General features: G+C 70.5%; 16 protein-coding genes and 1 pseudogene. 7 read left to right on the forward strand and 10 right to left on the reverse strand.

The features are described 5' to 3' along the window. Positions 1-30: 30 nt before the first annotated feature. The 4 genes from OG542_RS02485 (at position 31) to OG542_RS02500 (ending at position 3,394) form a co-directional block, all read left to right on the forward strand. Positions 31-363 carry a putative quinol monooxygenase gene (locus OG542_RS02485; RefSeq protein ID WP_184586999.1) on the forward strand — a complete coding sequence of 111 codons (333 nt, stop codon included), beginning with the start codon at positions 31-33 and terminating at the stop codon, positions 361-363. A gap of 265 nt (positions 364-628) precedes the next feature. Beyond that, positions 629-1,636, forward strand: a complete 1,008-nt coding sequence (locus OG542_RS02490; protein WP_328407770.1) for an NADP-dependent oxidoreductase — start codon at positions 629-631, stop codon at positions 1,634-1,636. A 26-nt stretch (positions 1,637-1,662) separates the two neighbouring features. Then, entirely contained in the window at positions 1,663-2,715 is a 1,053-nt protein-coding gene (locus OG542_RS02495; protein ID WP_311129342.1) for an alcohol dehydrogenase catalytic domain-containing protein, read from the forward strand. A gap of 73 nt (positions 2,716-2,788) precedes the next feature. Then, positions 2,789-3,394: a carboxymuconolactone decarboxylase family protein gene (locus OG542_RS02500; RefSeq protein ID WP_328407773.1), complete on the forward strand. Its 606-nt coding sequence runs from the start codon at positions 2,789-2,791 to the stop codon at positions 3,392-3,394. Between the two features lie 116 nt (positions 3,395-3,510). Here OG542_RS02500 and OG542_RS02505 read toward each other — a convergent pair whose 3' ends face one another. Continuing rightward, positions 3,511-4,170 (reverse strand): TetR/AcrR family transcriptional regulator, encoded by a 660-nt coding sequence (locus OG542_RS02505; RefSeq protein WP_328407775.1) that lies wholly within the window; start codon positions 4,168-4,170, stop codon positions 3,511-3,513. Between the two features lie 262 nt (positions 4,171-4,432). Here OG542_RS02505 and OG542_RS02510 point away from each other — a divergent pair, with 262 nt between their 5' ends. Next, complete coding sequence (locus OG542_RS02510) at positions 4,433-5,671, forward strand: right-handed parallel beta-helix repeat-containing protein (RefSeq protein ID WP_328407777.1); 1,239 nt, start codon at positions 4,433-4,435, stop codon at positions 5,669-5,671. A gap of 108 nt (positions 5,672-5,779) precedes the next feature. On the opposite strand, the gene OG542_RS02515 is transcribed toward OG542_RS02510, so the two are convergent. From OG542_RS02515 to OG542_RS02525, 3 genes and pseudogenes are all read right to left on the reverse strand, one after another. Next, positions 5,780-6,409 (reverse strand): TetR/AcrR family transcriptional regulator, encoded by a 630-nt coding sequence (locus tag OG542_RS02515; RefSeq protein ID WP_311129338.1) that lies wholly within the window; start codon positions 6,407-6,409, stop codon positions 5,780-5,782. Positions 6,410-6,494: 85 nt separating this feature from the next. Next, positions 6,495-7,309, reverse strand: a pseudogene (locus OG542_RS02520) (methyltransferase domain-containing protein). A gap of 50 nt (positions 7,310-7,359) precedes the next feature. After that, on the reverse strand, positions 7,360-7,860 hold the full coding sequence (locus tag OG542_RS02525; RefSeq protein WP_328407779.1) for a metallophosphoesterase family protein: 501 nt from the start codon (positions 7,858-7,860) through the stop codon (positions 7,360-7,362). Positions 7,861-8,069: 209 nt separating this feature from the next. Here OG542_RS02525 and OG542_RS02530 point away from each other — a divergent pair, with 209 nt between their 5' ends. Both OG542_RS02530 and rfbC read left to right on the forward strand, forming a co-directional pair. Then, complete coding sequence (locus OG542_RS02530) at positions 8,070-10,013, forward strand: glycosyltransferase family 2 protein (protein WP_328407781.1); 1,944 nt, start codon at positions 8,070-8,072, stop codon at positions 10,011-10,013. Between the two features lie 4 nt (positions 10,014-10,017). Continuing rightward, a complete protein-coding gene (gene rfbC / locus OG542_RS02535; protein WP_311129334.1) occupies positions 10,018-10,626 on the forward strand; it encodes a dTDP-4-dehydrorhamnose 3,5-epimerase in 609 nt (202 codons plus the stop codon). Between the two features lie 780 nt (positions 10,627-11,406). Here the strand turns inward: rfbC and OG542_RS02540 are convergent. The 6 genes from OG542_RS02540 to OG542_RS02565 form a co-directional block, all read right to left on the reverse strand. Beyond that, a complete protein-coding gene (locus OG542_RS02540; protein ID WP_184587033.1) occupies positions 11,407-12,210 on the reverse strand; it encodes a class I SAM-dependent methyltransferase in 804 nt (267 codons plus the stop codon). Further along, on the reverse strand, positions 12,207-13,085 hold the full coding sequence (rfbD, locus tag OG542_RS02545; protein ID WP_328407783.1) for a dTDP-4-dehydrorhamnose reductase: 879 nt from the start codon (positions 13,083-13,085) through the stop codon (positions 12,207-12,209). Before rfbD ends, OG542_RS02540 begins: the two co-directional genes overlap by 4 nt. After that, entirely contained in the window at positions 13,082-14,062 is a 981-nt protein-coding gene (gene rfbB, locus OG542_RS02550) for a dTDP-glucose 4,6-dehydratase (protein WP_311129331.1), read from the reverse strand. Before rfbB ends, rfbD begins: the two co-directional genes overlap by 4 nt. Further along, positions 14,059-15,126: a glucose-1-phosphate thymidylyltransferase gene (locus OG542_RS02555; RefSeq protein WP_311129330.1), complete on the reverse strand. Its 1,068-nt coding sequence runs from the start codon at positions 15,124-15,126 to the stop codon at positions 14,059-14,061. Before OG542_RS02555 ends, rfbB begins: the two co-directional genes overlap by 4 nt. A 104-nt stretch (positions 15,127-15,230) precedes the next feature. Further along, positions 15,231-15,413, reverse strand: coding sequence for a hypothetical protein (locus OG542_RS02560; protein ID WP_193481523.1), 183 nt, complete (start codon positions 15,411-15,413; stop codon positions 15,231-15,233). A gap of 125 nt (positions 15,414-15,538) precedes the next feature. Beyond that, positions 15,539-15,958: a CBS domain-containing protein gene (locus OG542_RS02565; protein ID WP_311129329.1), complete on the reverse strand. Its 420-nt coding sequence runs from the start codon at positions 15,956-15,958 to the stop codon at positions 15,539-15,541. Between the last annotated feature and the right edge of the window lie 31 nt (positions 15,959-15,989).

A 15,989-nucleotide genomic window follows, 5' to 3' on the forward strand; every position in this document is an offset into this window, starting at 1 on the left:
CCCGCCTGACACCTCAGCGAAGGGAACCCCATGATCTTCATCACCGCCAAGTTCCGAGTCCGTCCCGAGCACGCCGACCGCTGGCCCGAGATCACCGCTGACTTCACCCGGGCGACGCGCGCCGAGCCCGGCTGCCTGTGGTTCGACTGGTCGCGCAGCGTGGCCGAGCCGACGGAGTACGTCCTGGTCGAGGCCTTCCGCGACGACGAGGCCGGGGCCGCACACGTGCAGTCCGCGCACTTCAAGGCTGCGCAGCAGACCCTGCCGCCCCATCTGGTCGAGACGCCGCGCATTGTGAACGCGACGATTCCGCAGGATGACTGGGCGCTTCTTGGGGAGATGGCGGTCCCAGGACAGGAGTAGCGCGGGGGCGTACCGAACGGCCTCGTTGCCGAACCGCAGCGCGGTGAGAGTGGCAGGCGATACGGGGCGCGAGTGGGGGCGGCCCCGCAGGAGCCGTACATCGCACCGGGTCCCCTCTTGTCTCGGACGGCGCGGCACCCGTACGCTCCCCTCGCATACCGACTAGCCGGTATGTGCCGTGGACATGTCGGTACGTGCGTGACGACAGCAACCTTCGGCCGTGCCGACCGCCGAACCAACGCCACCGTCGAAGGAGCCGCCGGAAATGAGCACAGTCAACCGCCAGGTGCGCCTGGCCGCACGTCCCGTGGGAGAGCCGCGCCCCACCGACTGGGAGCACGTCGAGGAGCCGGCCGGACAGCCGGGCGACGGGGAGTTCCTGGTGCAGGTGCTCTGTCTGTCGATCGACCCGGCGATGCGCGGCTGGATGAACGCGGGCCGGTCCTACATCCGCCCGGTGGAGATCGGCGAGGTGATGCGCGCCGGCGCGGTGGGAAGGGTGATCGCCTCCCGGCACCCCGGATTCGCGGTCGGCGACCATGTGTCGGGCTCGTTCGGCGTGCAGGAGTACTGCGTGTCGGACGGACGCGACGTGACCAAGGTCGACCCGGAGGCCGCCCCCCTGCCGACGTATCTCGGCACGCTCGGCATGTCGGGCCTGACGGCCTACTTCGGCCTGATCGAGGTAGGGCGTCCCGAGCCCGGGCAGACCGTCGTGGTCTCCGGAGCGGCCGGGGCCGTCGGCAGTGTCGTCGGGCAGATCGCCAAGATCCTGGGCTGCCGGGTCATCGGTATCGCCGGCGGCGAGGCCAAGTGCCGGCTGGTGGTGGACGAGTTCGGGTTCGACGCCGCGATCGACTACCAGACAGAGGATGTCCGCAAGGCGCTGCGCGAGCACGCCCCCGACGGTGTCGACGTGTACTTCGACAACGTCGGCGGAGACGTTCTGGACGCCGTGCTGCTGCGGCTGGCGCGCGGTGCCCGCATCGTCGTGTGCGGCGCGATCTCCCAGTACAACAGCACCAAGCCGCAGGGCCCCGCCAACTACCTGTCGCTTCTGGTGAACCGCGCGTCCATGACGGGCATCGTGGTGTTCGACTACGCCGAACGGTACGCCGACGGCATCGCACAGATGGCCACGTGGCGGGCGGAGGGCCGGCTGAAGTCCCTGGAGGATGTGGTGTCCGGCGGAGTCGAGGCCTTTCCCGAAACCCTGATGCGGCTGTTCCGTGGTGACAACCACGGCAAGCTGGTGCTGAAGATCGCGGACTGACCGGGCAGAGGGGAGGGAGAAATCCGATGAAGGCACTGACCTACCACGGCCGTCACGACATCCGCTACGGCGATGTCCCCGACCCGGCCGTCACCAGCCCCACCGGCGCGGTGGTGCGCGTGACCGCGGCCGGCATCTGCGGCAGCGACCTGCACATCTACCACGGCAACGCGTTCAGCCCGGAACTGGGCTACACACCGGGACACGAGTGCGTCGGCGTGGTGGCCGAGACCGGCGGCCAGGTCACCCGATTCAAGCCCGGCGACCGGGTTCTGGTGCCCGCCTCCGTCGGCTGTGCGCACTGCCGGTCGTGCGCGGCCGGGTTCACCGCCCGGTGCGAGCACGCCAAGTCGAGCACGGAACTCTGCTACGGAGTGAGCCCGCAGCTCCCGGGCAGCCAGGCCCAGGCCCTGGCCGTGCCGTACGCCGACGTCAATCTGGTGCACCTGCCCGAGGACATCTCCGACGAAGCCGCAGTCGTCCTCACGGACAACGCCCCCACCGCCTGGTACGGCTGCCGTCGAGCCCGCATCCAGCCTGGCGAGACCGTCCTGGTCGTCGGCCTCGGCCCGGTCGGCCTCATGGCCGCCCAGTCCGCCTTCGCGATGGGCGCGGCGCGGGTACTGGGCGCGGACCTGGTCGCGGAGCGCCGCGCCTTCGCCGCCGGCCTGGGTGTCGAGCCGGTCGAAGGCGATGACGCGCGAACGGCCATTCGGGACATGACAGGCGGACGCGGGCCGGACGCCGTGGTGGAGGCCGTGGGCTCGGACGCCACCATCGAGCTCGCCCTCAAGGCCGTCCGGCAGGCCGGCCGGGTCAGCGTCATCGGAGTCAGCCAGAGCAAGGCGTTCCCTTTCCACATGGGGCTGGCGCAGATCAAGGAACTGGAGTTCGCCATCGGGCTGTGCTCGGTGCACTACGAGCTCCCTCCCCTGATCGCCCTCACCCGTGCCGGCCGGATCCAGCCCGAGGTCGTGGTCTCCCACCGCCTCGCCCTCTCCGAAGGCCCTGCGGCCTACGAACTGTTCGCAGGCCGATCCGACGGCGTCCGCAAGATCCTTCTCGATCCGGCCAACTGATCACCTCGCGCATTCACTTGCTGCGCGTTCAGCCAGTCTCCTAGGGTGAGCCCCTCGGACACTGGAGGTCGCCATGTCACAGCGCGACGAAGCCGCCCGGCGGACCCGTCCGCGGCTGATGCCGCTCCCCGAAGCACAGTGGGATGCACGGACCCGAGAACTGCTGGCCACCGCGATTCAGGACCCTGGGGGCCGGATCCCGAACATCTTCACCACGCTCGTGCGCCATCCCGATCTCTACGAGCAGTTCATGCCTTTCGGCGGCCAGTTGCTTCTCAGGGGCCGACTGCCGGAAGAGCTGCGCGAGTTGCTGATCCTGCGCACCGCATGGAACACCGGCGCACGGTACGAGTGGGGACGGCACCTTCCCCTGGCCAGGGCAGCGGGCGTCACGGATGCGGACATCGACCGCATCGCCGAGGGGCCGGAAGCACCCGGCTGGACGGACCTCCAGAGGCACCTGATCCGGGCGGCGGACGAGCTGAACCGCGAGGCAACGATGTCCGACGCGACCTGGGAGGCTCTGGCCGAGCACTTCGGCGACGCCGAGCTGATCGAGATCGCCATGCTGGTGGGGCAGTACCACATGGTGGCCTTCTTCCTGAACGCCACCGGTGTGGAACTGGACCCCGGTTTCGAGAGCACTGGCTTCGCGGAGGGGGAAGGAAACCACGAGTGAGGGGCGCCTGGTGACGCCACGCGGCCTGTTCGCTCACCCGCCACGTCGCCGAAATCACGGGCCAGGGCATGGTGGTGGTCGGCGGGCTCAGTGCCGTATGACGCGCGACCGGGAGATCAGTCGTCGCCCCGCGTCGACGTGAGTCCGAGCACCAGCGTCTCGTGGGCGGCCCGTGCGATGTCCGCCAGGCGGGTGCGGGCGGAGTCCAGTTGATACTGCAGGAGCACGCCGCGAGCGACGCTCTCCACCAGGAACGCCTGCGCGACCGCATCCAGGTCCGGGCGGATGCTTCCGTCCGCGATCCCCCGACGGATGTCCTCCTCGACGCCGGTCCGCACGAGGCTGAGATGCTCGGCCATCACGCCCTTGATCCCGTCGGCGCTGCCGACCGCCTCGACGAGGAGCACCAGCAACGCGCGCGCCCGTAGCCCCGGCTCGGGCTCGGCCAGATGGACGAAGAACTGGTCGACCTTGGCCAGTACGGCTTCGAGCCCGCTCATCCGCGCGTATCCGGGCCGGGCCCGGAGCACGTCGATGAACGTCTCGCGGATATCGGCGACCACGGCCTCCACGAGCCCCGCTTTGGAGGTGAAGTGGTAGTTGACCATGCCTCGGCTGACGCCGGCACGGTCGCCGACCTTCTTCACCGTCAGACCGCGGTAGCCCTCCTCCGCGAGGATCTCCACCGCCGCCTTCAAGAGCCCGCGGCGGGAGGCTTCTCGCTGCACATCACGCTTGGTCACGGGGCGTGCGGCCGCCTCGGTTGGTTCGCTCATCGGACCAGCAGTATGCCATTGCCGGTTCGGCTCCCTGCCCCGTGGCCGTGGCGTCCCCATTCGGCCATTCCCGGGTCCGTCGGTGGACACAAGGCGGTCTGAATGGAACGCTCCCTCCAGACCGTCGGCGGTACCGGAGAGGCGCGCCGCCGGACGCGCCGAAGCCCGTTCCCCGTACGAGCCGCGCATCGCTCACCAGCACGAAGTCCTCGCAGAAGCCGAGTCCTGGTACGCCCGGATGCCTCGCCGAGAGGGGTTCCACATGAAGTGCACAGCCGTCACGGCCGCAATCGCCGTCGTCCTCCTCGCCACCGCCGCACATCCCGCCGCCCCTGCCGCCGCTCCCGTGGCCTCCGGGCCCGCGGAGTTCACCGTGGACACCACGTCCGACGCGGTCGACGCCGACGGGGCGGACGGCCGGTGTCTCACCGCCTCGGGCGGGTGCAGCCTGCGTGCCGCGGTGATGGCCGCCAACGCCCGGCCGGGCAGTACGATCACGCTGCCTCCCGGCCACTACCGGCTGACGATCCCGCCCGACCCGCGGCTGATCATCGGCGACCACCCCGACCCCACCACGGGCGACCTGAACGTCGCCGCCCCCACCACGATCAAGGGCGCCGGCGCACGGACCACCGTCATCGACGCCAACCGCCTGGACCGGGCCTTCCGCATGCAGGGGGACACCCGGCTGTCCGATCTGACGATCACCGGCGGGGTGACCAGGCAACGCGAACTGCCCATCACCGACACCGGTGGGGGCGCGATCGCCAACGGACATCACATGACGCTGCGACGGGTCACCGTGACCGGGAACTCCGCGGGTTACGGCGGCGGCATCTTCAACGTCCCGGACTCCCACCTCGACCTGATCGAGAGCACCGTCAGCGGGAACGTCGCGGGAGAGGCCGGCGGCATCAGGTTCGACGACACCGGCACCGTGACCAACTCGACGATCGCGGACAACCGGGTGACGAACCCCGGCGACCGCCCCGGCAGCCTCGCCGGTTACGGCGGAGGCATCGACATCAGGGGGACGGGGCCCGTGAAGATCCTCAACTCGACCATCACCGGTAACAGTTCCAGCGACGGCGGGGGCGGGATCAACATCGCCCCCGCCTACCTCGACAGCCTGCCCTCACCGATTCCCGACATCGTCGATCTGCCCCTCGGGCGCATGACGCTGCGCAACTCCGTCATCGCGAACAACACCGTCGACGGTGCGCCCGCGAACTGCAAGAGGGCCTTCGCCACCATCACGTCGCAGGGCCACAACCTCGACGGCGACGGAAGTTGCCGGCTGACCGCCGCGGGCGATCTGCCCAGCCGCACGCCCCTGATCGGACCGCTCTCGGACAACGGCGGCCCCACCGACACCGTCGCGCTGCTGCCCGGCAGCCCCGCCCTGGACGCGGCCGACGGCTGCCCGGCCACCGATCAGCGCGGCGTCACCCGCCCCCAGGGCGCCACCTGCGACATCGGCGCCTACGAGCACACGTCATGACCCCGCGCCACAACCCCTGCCCGCGCCGGGCAGCGGGCACGGCCGCCCGGGGCCCGTTCCCGCGCCGACGGGCGCGGCCGATTTCGCGCTACGGCAGGTACCGGGGCGTCATTGCCTCTTCGTGACGCCCCGCACGGGAACGCCGTGGTGGGTCGCCAGCGCCAGCAATGCCACGCGCAGCGGTTCGGTCTCCAGGACCGCGTCCGGCTCGAACCAACGGGCCACCGCGGTTCCGCTCGTCATCCTCAGCGTGAAGCGCGCCAGTTCGTCCGCCACCTCGGGGCGGTCACGCAGTGCGAAGACCGAGCTCACGGAATCCCGGGCCCAGGCCACCAGCGCATCGCGGTAGTGACGCACCTCGGCCACAGCCGCCGCACTGGCGTCCTTCTGCACCATGCCCAGCCCCAACAGCAGCTTCACACCTCGCGGGTGGCGCCGGAACGCGCCCGCGAGCTCTGTGAGAAAGGTGTCCAGACGCTGCGCGACGTCGGCGCCCGGCACCTCGGCCGGGGGCAGGGCCGCCAGCAGTACGGTCCTGGCGCGCTCCAGCACCGCGACGTAGATCCCGTCCTTGCTGCGGAAATGCCAGTAGATCGAACTGACCGGCAGACCGCATGCGGCGGAGATCATCGAGATGGACGTGGCGGCATAGCCGTGGCGCGACATCAGCTCGCCGGCGGTGTCCAGTATCGCGTCACGGGACCGCGCGCCACGGTCCAGGGCCGGTGCCTCCGTCATAGGGCCGACTCTAGAGGAGGCACCGGCCGACGGTGCCTCGAGTTCAGCTCTACGCGAGACCGGAAAAGACGACTGGCCGCCTGGATCAGGGCTGCGAGCCGTCGCCGACCGGCCGACGGCCCCACGCCGAGATCATCGGGGAGGTGGCGAGGTCGAGGCGCCCGGCCGCGATGTTGGCCAGGTGCCGCTCGATCTCCTCCTCCGTGGCGAGGCCCTCTGTGACGAGTTCGTCGCGTACCTGCTGGACGGTGGCCGTCTCGAGGACGTCGCACGCGGGCGAGGTGATCGGGAAGTAGGCGTCGGCCTCGACGTCGGCCAGGCCGGCCTCGCGCAGCAGGCGCGGCAGCCTGCGTCCATAGGAGAGGTCGGCACCACGCTGCCGCAGCAGCCGGCGGAAGCCGGTGCGGAGCCGGTTGGCCAGCTCCTGCTCGGGGCCGTGCTCGTCGGGCAGATCAGCGGTTGCAGAGCGGGGTCGGCGTCCTCGACCAGCAGCCACCCGCCGGGGCGCAGCGCCCGGACCATGGTGCGCAGCGCGGCATCGCGCTCGGCCACATGGACCAGGACGAGACGGGCGTGGACCAGGTCGAAGAGCCCGGCCGGGGGTGCGTCGCGGCCCACGTCGTGGCGGACCACTTCCACTCCCCCGGTGGCGGCGGTCTCCGCCCAGGAGACATCGATGTCGGTGGCGAGCACGCGCCCGCGCGGCCCGACGCGTTCACGGAGCCACGCGGCGACGCTCGGCCCGCCGGCCCCGACCTCCCAGCACCGCCATCCCTCGTCGATCCCGACCGTCTCGAAGTGCCGGAACGCCGAGGCGTCGAAGAGGGCCGCCAGCGCCTCGAAGCGGGTACCGGCCTCGACCTGCCGGTTGTCCAGGAGATATCCCTTGTCCCGCCCCATACGCCGATCATGTCACGGCCGTTCCCGGAACGATCGGGGGCAGGCCCGGTCTAGCGCGGCGGCAGGCGGTGCAGTTCCACATCGGTGAGCCGGCCGTCGGCGGCCGTGGCGGTCATGTAGGTGCAGTGGGGCTGGCGGCGGCGGTCCGTCGGGGAGCCCGGGTTGAGCAGGCGCAGGCCGGTGGGGGCCGTGGTGTCCCAGGGGATGTGGCTGTGGCCGAAGACCAGCACGTCGAGCTCGGGGAAGCGGGCGGCGCAGCGCTTCTCCCGGCCCTGGGCGGGGCCCGTCTCGTGGATCGCCCCGAAGCGCAGCCCGCCCACTTCCGCGTACACCACCTCGGGCAGCCGGGCCCGCAGGTCCGGTCCGTCGTTGTTGCCGTACACGGCGACGAGCCTGCGGCAGCGGCTCTCCAGCAGGTCGAGGGTGGCCGTGTCGACCCAGTCCCCGGCGTGGAACACGACATCGGCGTGCGGAAGTTCGGCCAGCAGCGGTGCGGGCAGTTCCCTGGCCCGTTTCGGCAGGTGAGTGTCGGACATGAGAAGAAGACGCACGCCCTCAGCCTAGAGGCAGCGGCCCGCTCCACCCGGGAATCGACTTGACCGCGAACAGACAGACCGTGCAGCTCAGTTGTCGTATCGACGCAGATGATCACGGCCAGGTCTCGAAAGGTGAGGCAGCGTTGTCTACCGGGTTAGCATCGGGCAACACGCAGTAAGACAGGACGTCTACGGCAAGCGACCCGAAGGGGCCCGGAAACCCGATGCCGGTCAAGGTCAGCGTCATCATCCCCGTCTACAACCCGGGGATCTACATCGAGGACTGCATCACCTCGCTGCAGAGGCAGTCACTGCCTCCCGAAGAGTACGAGGTGATCTTCGTCGACGACGGCTCCACCGACGCCACCCCCGCCCGGCTCGACGCGCTCGCCGCCGAGGACCCCCGGATGAAGGTCATCCACCAGGAGAACTCCGGCTGGTCGGGCAAGCCCCGCAACGTCGGCATCGCTGCCTCCCGGGGCGAGTTCGTCATGTTCGTCGACAACGACGACTACCTGGGCGACGAGGCCCTGGAGCGGATGTACGACTACGGCGTGGCCAACGGTGCCGATGTCGTCGTGGGCAAGATGGCCGGCAAGGGCCGCGGCGTGCCGGTGGAGCTGTTCCGCCGCAACCACCCGCGTGCCACCGTCGAGAACGCCCCGCTCATCGACAGCCTCACCCCGCACAAGATGATCCGCCGTGCCTTCCTCGACCGCACCGGGCTGCGCTTTCCCGAGGGCAGACGGCGCCTTGAGGACCACGTCTTCATCGCCGAGGCGTATCTGCGCGCGGAGAACGTCTCCGTGGTCAGCGACTACGTCTGCTACTACCACATCCGGCGGGACGACAGCTCCAACGCCGGGTTCGTACGCTTCGATCCCGTCGGGTACTTCAAGAACCTCCGCGAGGCCCTCGACGTCGTCGAGCGGTACACCGAGCCCGGCCCGGTGCGTGACAAGCTCTTCCGCCGCTGGCTGCGCGTGGAGATGGTCGAGCGACTGCGGGCCCGGCGCTTCCTGAACCTGCCGGATGACTACCGCAAGGAGCTGTTCGGGGAGATCCACGAGGTCGTCGTCGAGCGGTTCGGTCCCGGTGTCGCGGACGGGCTGCAGCCGACGCAGCAGGTCGTCGCCGCGCTGGCCGCGGCCGACCGGTACGACGACGTCGTGTCCTTCGCGGAATGGGAGGCCGGCATCGCCCCCAAGGCGGCCCCCGGGCACGTGGAGTGGCGGGACGGCTCCCTCAGCATCGGCTTCACGGCCGAGTACACGTCCGGTGGCGAGCCGATGACCTTCCCCGCCGACGCCGAGGCGGCCCCGCTGAACGACGTGCCCAAGGACGTGACCGAGGCGGTGGAGTGGGTGGCCTCGGAGACCGCCGCCCGTTTTGGGCAGGCCACGGCCGATCTGCTGCTGCGCGAGCGCTCCAGCGCCGCACAGTATTTCCAGCCGGTGAAGTTCACGCGCGAGACCGTGTCCGTCGGGGACGGCGAGGAGGTCCGGCTGGTGCTGCGGGCGACCGCCACCGTCGACCCGGCCGGCCTGCCGGGTGACGGCGTCTGGGACGCGGTCGTGCGGGTCAAGCTGGGCGGCTGGACCAAGGAGTGCCGCCTGGGCCCGGCGCCGCGGGCGTCCCGGCCCACGCCGGACGTGGGACTCGTCGGCGACAGGCCGGTTCTGCCGTACTGGACGGAGCCGCACGGCAACCTCTCCCTGGAGCTCGGCGCGCGGGGCAAGCGGCTCGGTCTGGGCAGCGTGCAGCCGATGGATGTCACCGTCTCCGGGGACCGTTTCCGTGCTCCGCTTCCGCTGCATGTCGAGGGCGACAGCGAGGTGCGGCTGAGGTTCGTCTCCTCGAGCCGGATCCTCGACGCGTCCGGCACGCTCTCCCCCGCCCCGGACGGGCGCGGGGCGGTGCTGGAGGCGGCGATGCCCGCCAAGGACCTCTCGCGTGACACCTGGCGGGTGGCTCTGTGTCTGGCCCCGGGCGCCGACCGGCCCCGCTTCACCGGGCTGCCGTTCGCGCTGCGCGCCGCCGACGGTCAGGTGCTGGTCGTGCCGGCGCCGGGGCCCGGTGTCGCGCTGCGGCTGGCGCGGCGGGCGCGGCGGGTGGTCGGTACCGCGCGTCGGAAGGTGGTTTCCCGTATCAGGATCGGAGGGCAGTGACAGCATGCGACCACTGGGGATAGAGGGCGCCTGGATTCTGGAGCCCAAGATCTTTCCGGACGACCGGGGCAGCTTCAACGAGTGGTACCGCGGCGAGGAGTTCCGTGAGGCCACGGGCCACGATCTGGCGCTGGCCCAGGCCAACTGCTCGGTCTCCCGGCGGGGCGTGCTGCGTGGTGTGCACTTCGCCGATGTGCCGCCCAGCCAGGCCAAGTACGTCACGTGTGTGCGCGGTGCCGTCCTGGACGTGGTGATCGACATCCGAGTGGGCTCCCCCACCTACGGCCAGTGGGAGGCCGAACGACTCGACGACGACACCCGCCACGCGGTGTTCCTCGCCGAGGGGCTGGGCCACGCGTTCATGGCACTCACCGACGACGCCACGGTGGTCTATCTGTGCTCCACCGGCTACGCCCCGGAGCGCGAACACGGCATCCACCCCCTCGACCCGGCCCTCGGCATCGCCTGGCCCGAGGGGATCACCCCTCTCCTCTCCCCGAAGGACGAACAGGCCCCGACCCTGGCCGAGGCGGAACGCCAGGGTCTGCTCCCGTCGTACGAGACCTGCCGTGCGTACTACGAGGAACTGAGGGCCGGTCGGGGAGACGGCTGACGCCCGAGTGATGCGGCGGGTGTGCCGGGCGCAGCGAACCTGGGCGCGGCGCACCCGCCGCCGCTCAGGTCCGGCAGGCGCGCTGCGAGCCCGGGCCTGCCGGGAGGCCAAGCCGGACAACCGCCGCCCATCCCAGCCGACCGGCCTACGGCCCAGAAGAATGAAGCACTGAGGGGCAGCGGCCCGGTCGGAACCCACCGCACTGCGAGCCCGGGCCCGCCGGGGGGCTGAGGCCGACAACCGCCGCCCAGCCGAGACGACGGGCCTGGCAGCCCAGGGGGCTGAGCACTGAGGGGAGCAGCGGCCCGAGGCCGGAACCCGCCCCACTGCGAGCCCGGGCCTGCCGGGGGGGAGCCGGACACCCGCCGCCCAGCCGAGACGACCGGCCTGGCAGCCCAGGGGGCTGAAGCACTGAAGCGGTGAGGCACGCTCCGCGCACGGGGACGCGCAACGCACCGGACAGGTGCCCGTGGCACGCCCGGAGACTGACCGCGACGCACAGCGAGTGCTGACACACCCGCCACCTGCGCGCCCCGCGCCGGGGGAACCACAGCGGGCTCGGCGAGCAGCGGCGCACGACCGGTGCCCGAGGCTCGCCGCAAGCGCAGCCCCGCACCGTCCCGGCCCCGCCGCCCGCAGCGGCCCCGAGACTGATACCGCCACACACCGGGAGGCAGGCACCGCGACACGTCGCAGGCTCGTTCGCGCCCGGGGCCGGTGACGCCGACCCGGGAGAAGGTGGCGGCGCCGGTCGCCCCCGGGCGGGCCGGCGCCGTGGGGTCAGCGGCTGACGCCCACCTGTTCCAGGGACTTGCGCAGGGGCTCCCAGCCGATTCGGCGGGGCAGGCCGCGGTTGCGGGCCTGGGTGAGGGGGCGCCAGAAGCCTGCTTCCACGAGGGCCTCGGGGCGTACCGCGCCGGCCCGTTCGAGGATCGCCTCGGGGACCTTCTGCGGGTCGGGCACCTTGTACTCGGCCATGATCTCGTCGTACTTGTCGTGCAGGACCCGGTTGTTCGGGTCGGCGCCGAAGACGACGAGCTGGCCGGTGGGCGCCGTGTCCACCTGGATCGTGACCAGGTCGGGGCGGTAGCGCGCCAGCACCTCGGTGATCTTGTAGACGTCGCCGGTCCAGGCGTTGGTGTGCCGGTCCCGGGCCGCCTCGTCCACACTGCGCGGCAGCATGTCGTCGAAGACGATCACGCTGGACCAGTCGGAGTGCTTCTCGACGTTCATGAAGTCGCGCAGGGCGTACTCGAAGATGTGCATGCCGTCGATGAACGAGAGATCCAGCGTGGTGCGGCGCCAGTAGCCGATGGGGCTGCGGCCGCGACGCAGGTTGCGCAGCGGGTGACGGCCGCCCTTGAGGTGCTGGAGGGGGTTGTCACGGGCGAAGAAGTCGTCACTGGTGGCCTTCACCAGGTGGACGTCGCACTTCAGCTCCGAGACCACCTTGAAGGCGGGGTCGATCGCGATGCTGGGGACGCGGGACAGGCGCAGGCTGCGGCCGTCGTTGACGCCGATCTCCAGGTAGTTGCGATTGGCGCTGACCTTGTGCAGTTCCCGGAGGAACTCATGGCGTTTCACGAAGGGGGACCTTCCTTGCGGATGCGGGGCAGTGCTTCGTGCAGGGCGGAGCGCCACTCGCGCGGCAGGGGCAGGCCGATCTCCTGCCACCGGCCGTGTGCGAGCGCACTGTACGCCGGGCGGGGCGCGGGCCGGGGGAAGGCCGCGCTGCTGGTGGGGCGCACCCGGTCCGGGTCGGCGCCGAGAAGGGAGAACACCTCGCGGGCCAGCTCGTACCAGGTGGCCTCGCCGGAGTCGGTGGCGTGGAAGACACCGTGCGCGTCGGGACCGAGCCGGGGTCCGAGGTCGGCGATCCGCTCGGCGACGTCCGCGCTCCAGGTGGGCTGCCCGCGCTGGTCGTCGACGACGTCGAGGGTGTCGCGGCGGGCTTCGAGACCGATCATGGTCCGCACGAAGTTAGTGCCGTGCACCCCGTAGAGCCAAGCCGTGCGCACGACCGCGCTCGCCCCGGGAAGCTCCTCCAGCACGGCCCGCTCGCCGGCCAGCTTGGTGCGGCCGTAGGCGGTGCGCGGTGCCGGCGGATGGTTCTCCGGGTAGGGGGTGGTACCGGCTTCGCCGGAGAAGACGTAGTCGGTGGAGACGTGGATCAGCCGGGCGTCGTGCGCCGCGCAGGCCCGGGCCAGCAGACGCGGTCCGTCGCCGTTGATCTCCAGGGCGCGGGCCTCGTCGGTCTCGGCGTCGTCGACGGCCGTGTACGCGGCACAGTTCACGACCAGGTCGGGGCGGTGCTCCCGCACCGCGGCGTCGACGGCCTCAGGACGGGTGATGTCCAGGGCGGAGCGGTCCAGGCCCACCACGTCCTCGCCGCGCCAGGTGAGTTCCTCGACGACGTCGTGGCCGAGCATTCCGCCCGCGCCGGTGATCAGCCACCTCATGCGCGCTCCTGGGCGACGCGCCGCTTCAGGGGCTCCCACCAGGCACGATTGTCGCGGTACCAGGCGACGGTCTCGGCGAGGCCGGTGGTGAAGTCGTGGGCAGGGCGGTAGCCGAGTTCGTCGCGGGCCTTGCTCCAGTCGACGGAGTAGCGCAGGTCGTGGCCCTTGCGGTCCTCGACGTACTCCACCCGGTCCCAGTCCGCGCCGCAGGACTGAAGGAGCAGGCCGGTGAGTTCCTTGTTGGTGAGTTCGGTGCCGCCGCCGATGTTGTAGACCTCGCCGGGCCGGCCCTGGGTGCGGACGAGGTCGACGCCCTGGCAGTGGTCGTCGACGTGCAGCCAGTCACGGACGTTGCGGCCCTCGCCGTACAGGGGCACGGTCCCGCCGTCGAGGAGGTTGGTGACGAACAGCGGGATGACCTTCTCGGGGAACTGGTGCGGGCCGTAGTTGTTGGAGCAGCGGGTGACGCGCACGTCCAGGCCGTGGGTGCGGTGGTAGGCGAGAGCGAGCAGGTCGGAGGAGGCCTTGGAGGCCGAGTACGGCGAGTTCGGCTGCAGCGGGTGGTCCTCCGGCCACGAGCCGGATTCGATGGAGCCGTAGACCTCGTCGGTGGAGACGTGCACGAACGGGCCCACGTCGTAGCGCAGGGCGGCGTCCAGCAGGGTCTGGGTGCCCAGCACGTTGGTGCGGACGAAGTCGGCGGCGCCGGTGATCGAGCGGTCCACATGCGACTCGGCGGCGAAGTGCACGACCTGGTCGGCATCGGCCATCAGCTTGTCGACGAGTTCGGCGTCGCAGATGTCGCCCTGGACGAACTCCAGCCGGGGGTGGGTCAGTTCGAGGTTGTCGAGGGTGCCGGCGTAGGTGAGCTTGTCCAGCACGGTGATGCGCGGCGCGTCGGGCGCGTCCGGGGCGAGCAGCGCACGGACGTAGCGGGAGCCGATGAACCCGGCGGCACCGGTGACGAGGAGGTTCATGAAGTGATCTGCACCTTGCTGTGGTCTCCGAGGACAAGTCGGTGGGCGCTGGGGACGCTGGGGGCCGGGGTCACCTCGACATGCCGCCCGATCAGCGAGGACTCGATCCGGCCGACGCCCCGGATCGAGGAGTCCCGCAGCACGATCGAGAATTCCAGTTCGCTGTCGGTGATCCGGCAGTTCTCCGCGATCGAGGTGAAGGGGCCGACGTAGGAGTCGCTGACGAGGGTTCCCGCGCCGATGACGACGGGCCCGACGATGCGGGAGTTGACGATCCGGGCGCCCTCTTCCACGACCACCCGCCCGATGGTCTCCGAGGCGTCGTCCACGGCGCCGTCGATGCGGCGCTCCATGGCTTCGAGGACCGTACGGTTCACCTCGAGCATGTCGCCGACGTTGCCGGTGTCCTTCCAGTAGCCCTTGATGACCGTGCTGCGCACGTCGGCGCGGGAGTCGATCAGGTGCTGGATGGCGTGGGTGATCTCCAGTTCGCCGCGCCACGACGGTTCGATGGCGCGCACGGCCTCGTGGATCAGGGGCGTGAACAGATAGACGCCGACCAGGGCGAGATCGCTCTTGGGCTGCTCGGGTTTCTCCTCCAGGCCGGTCACCTGGCCGGACGGGTCAAGTTCGGCGACACCGAAGGCGCGTGGGTCGGCCACGCGCGTGAGCAGGATCTGGGCGTCGGGCCGGCTGTCACGGAACTCGTCGACGAGGTCGGTGATGCCGCCGACGATGAAGTTGTCGCCGAGGTACATCACGAAATCGTCGTCGCCGAGGTAGTCCTGGGCGATCAGTACCGCGTGGGCCAGCCCGAGGGGCCGCTCCTGGGGGATGTAGGTGACCTTCAGGCCGAACTTCGACCCGTCACCCACCGCTTCCTCGATCTCGGCGGCCGTGTCCCCGACGATCATTCCCACGTCGGTGATGCCGGCCTCGGCGATCGACTCCAACCCGTAGAAGAGCACAGCCTTGTTGGCCACTGGCACCAGTTGCTTGGCCGACGTGTGTGTGATCGGCCTCAGTCTTGTTCCTGCGCCGCCGGACAGCACGAGAGCCTTCATTCGGTTCACCTTAGTCGTGATCCGGCGGATGTGAACATCACTTCTTTTGGTTGTCGATGCGCGGAGTTACTCGGCTCGTCACCGCGCGGCCTTCCGGGGAGCGGTCAGTCCTCGCCCCTGACGATGTTCCACTCCGCCCCGGAGCGTGTGATTCCGGGAGTGGCCCGGTTCTCGACGGCGGGGAGGCAGGTCCGCAGCGCGGCCTTGCCGCGCAGGCGGCGTGCCTTCGACCAGCCGGTCTCCGGCCGACGGACGGCGGGCTTGTCACTCAGGTCCATGGACGTCACGACTCATCATCTTCCTTCTGGGTCCGCTGCTGTTCGGGTATCCAACGGGAAACCGAACAAACGCGCGTCGTGACGCCTGGACCGAGGCTCTCAACTCGTCTGCGCGGCAGAGCTGTTCACACCTGTCACGTGTTGGGACGGGCGGCGCTGATGTCGCCCAGCGCGGACTCCGGGTCGCGCTCCATGGCCATGTCGCCCAGGGAGACGATGCCCACGGGGTGGCCGTGGTCGACCACCGGGATACGGCGCACGGAGTGCTCACGCATCAGCTCCACCGCGTGGACCAGGTCCTCGTCGGGGCCGATGGTGACCAGGTCGTCGCTGCACGCTCCGGCCACGGTGGTCCGCTCCGGGTCGCCGCCCTCACTGACCGACCGGATCACCAGGTCACGGTCGGTGACCAACCCGCGCAGATCGTCGCCTTCCGTCACCAGGACGACTCCGAGGTCCTCGTCGCGCATGATGCGGGCCACCTGGGCGACGGAGGTCTGCGGCTCGACCGTGGCGGGATCACCGGTCATGATGTCGCGGACATGCTGAGCCATGATGGGCCTCTTTCCTCGGCTCGTGGCGGTT

It is taken from the genome of Streptomyces violaceus, assembly GCF_036014075.1.
GTDB lineage: Bacteria > Actinomycetota > Actinomycetes > Streptomycetales > Streptomycetaceae > Streptomyces > Streptomyces violaceus.

Bases quoted from the DNA above. Each gene is read 5' to 3' on its own strand.
- OG542_RS02485 (WP_184586999.1), top strand. From the start codon at position 31: ATGATCTTCATCACCGCCAAGTTCCGAGTCCGTCCCGAGCACGCCGAC.
- OG542_RS02495 (WP_311129342.1), top strand. From the start codon at position 1,663: ATGAAGGCACTGACCTACCACGGCCGTCACGACATCCGCTACGGCGAT.
- OG542_RS02500 (WP_328407773.1), top strand. From the start codon at position 2,789: ATGTCACAGCGCGACGAAGCCGCCCGGCGGACCCGTCCGCGGCTGATG.
- OG542_RS02555 (WP_311129330.1), bottom strand. From the start codon at position 15,126: ATGAAGGCTCTCGTGCTGTCCGGCGGCGCAGGAACAAGACTGAGGCCG.
- OG542_RS02530 (WP_328407781.1), top strand. From the start codon at position 8,070: ATGCCGGTCAAGGTCAGCGTCATCATCCCCGTCTACAACCCGGGGATC.
- rfbC (WP_311129334.1), top strand. From the start codon at position 10,018: ATGCGACCACTGGGGATAGAGGGCGCCTGGATTCTGGAGCCCAAGATC.
- OG542_RS02515 (WP_311129338.1), bottom strand. From the start codon at position 6,409: ATGACGGAGGCACCGGCCCTGGACCGTGGCGCGCGGTCCCGTGACGCG.
- OG542_RS02565 (WP_311129329.1), bottom strand. From the start codon at position 15,958: ATGGCTCAGCATGTCCGCGACATCATGACCGGTGATCCCGCCACGGTC.
- rfbB (WP_311129331.1), bottom strand. From the start codon at position 14,062: ATGAACCTCCTCGTCACCGGTGCCGCCGGGTTCATCGGCTCCCGCTAC.
- rfbD (WP_328407783.1), bottom strand. From the start codon at position 13,085: ATGAGGTGGCTGATCACCGGCGCGGGCGGAATGCTCGGCCACGACGTC.
- OG542_RS02510 (WP_328407777.1), top strand. From the start codon at position 4,433: ATGAAGTGCACAGCCGTCACGGCCGCAATCGCCGTCGTCCTCCTCGCC.
- OG542_RS02490 (WP_328407770.1), top strand. From the start codon at position 629: ATGAGCACAGTCAACCGCCAGGTGCGCCTGGCCGCACGTCCCGTGGGA.
- OG542_RS02505 (WP_328407775.1), bottom strand. From the start codon at position 4,170: ATGAGCGAACCAACCGAGGCGGCCGCACGCCCCGTGACCAAGCGTGAT.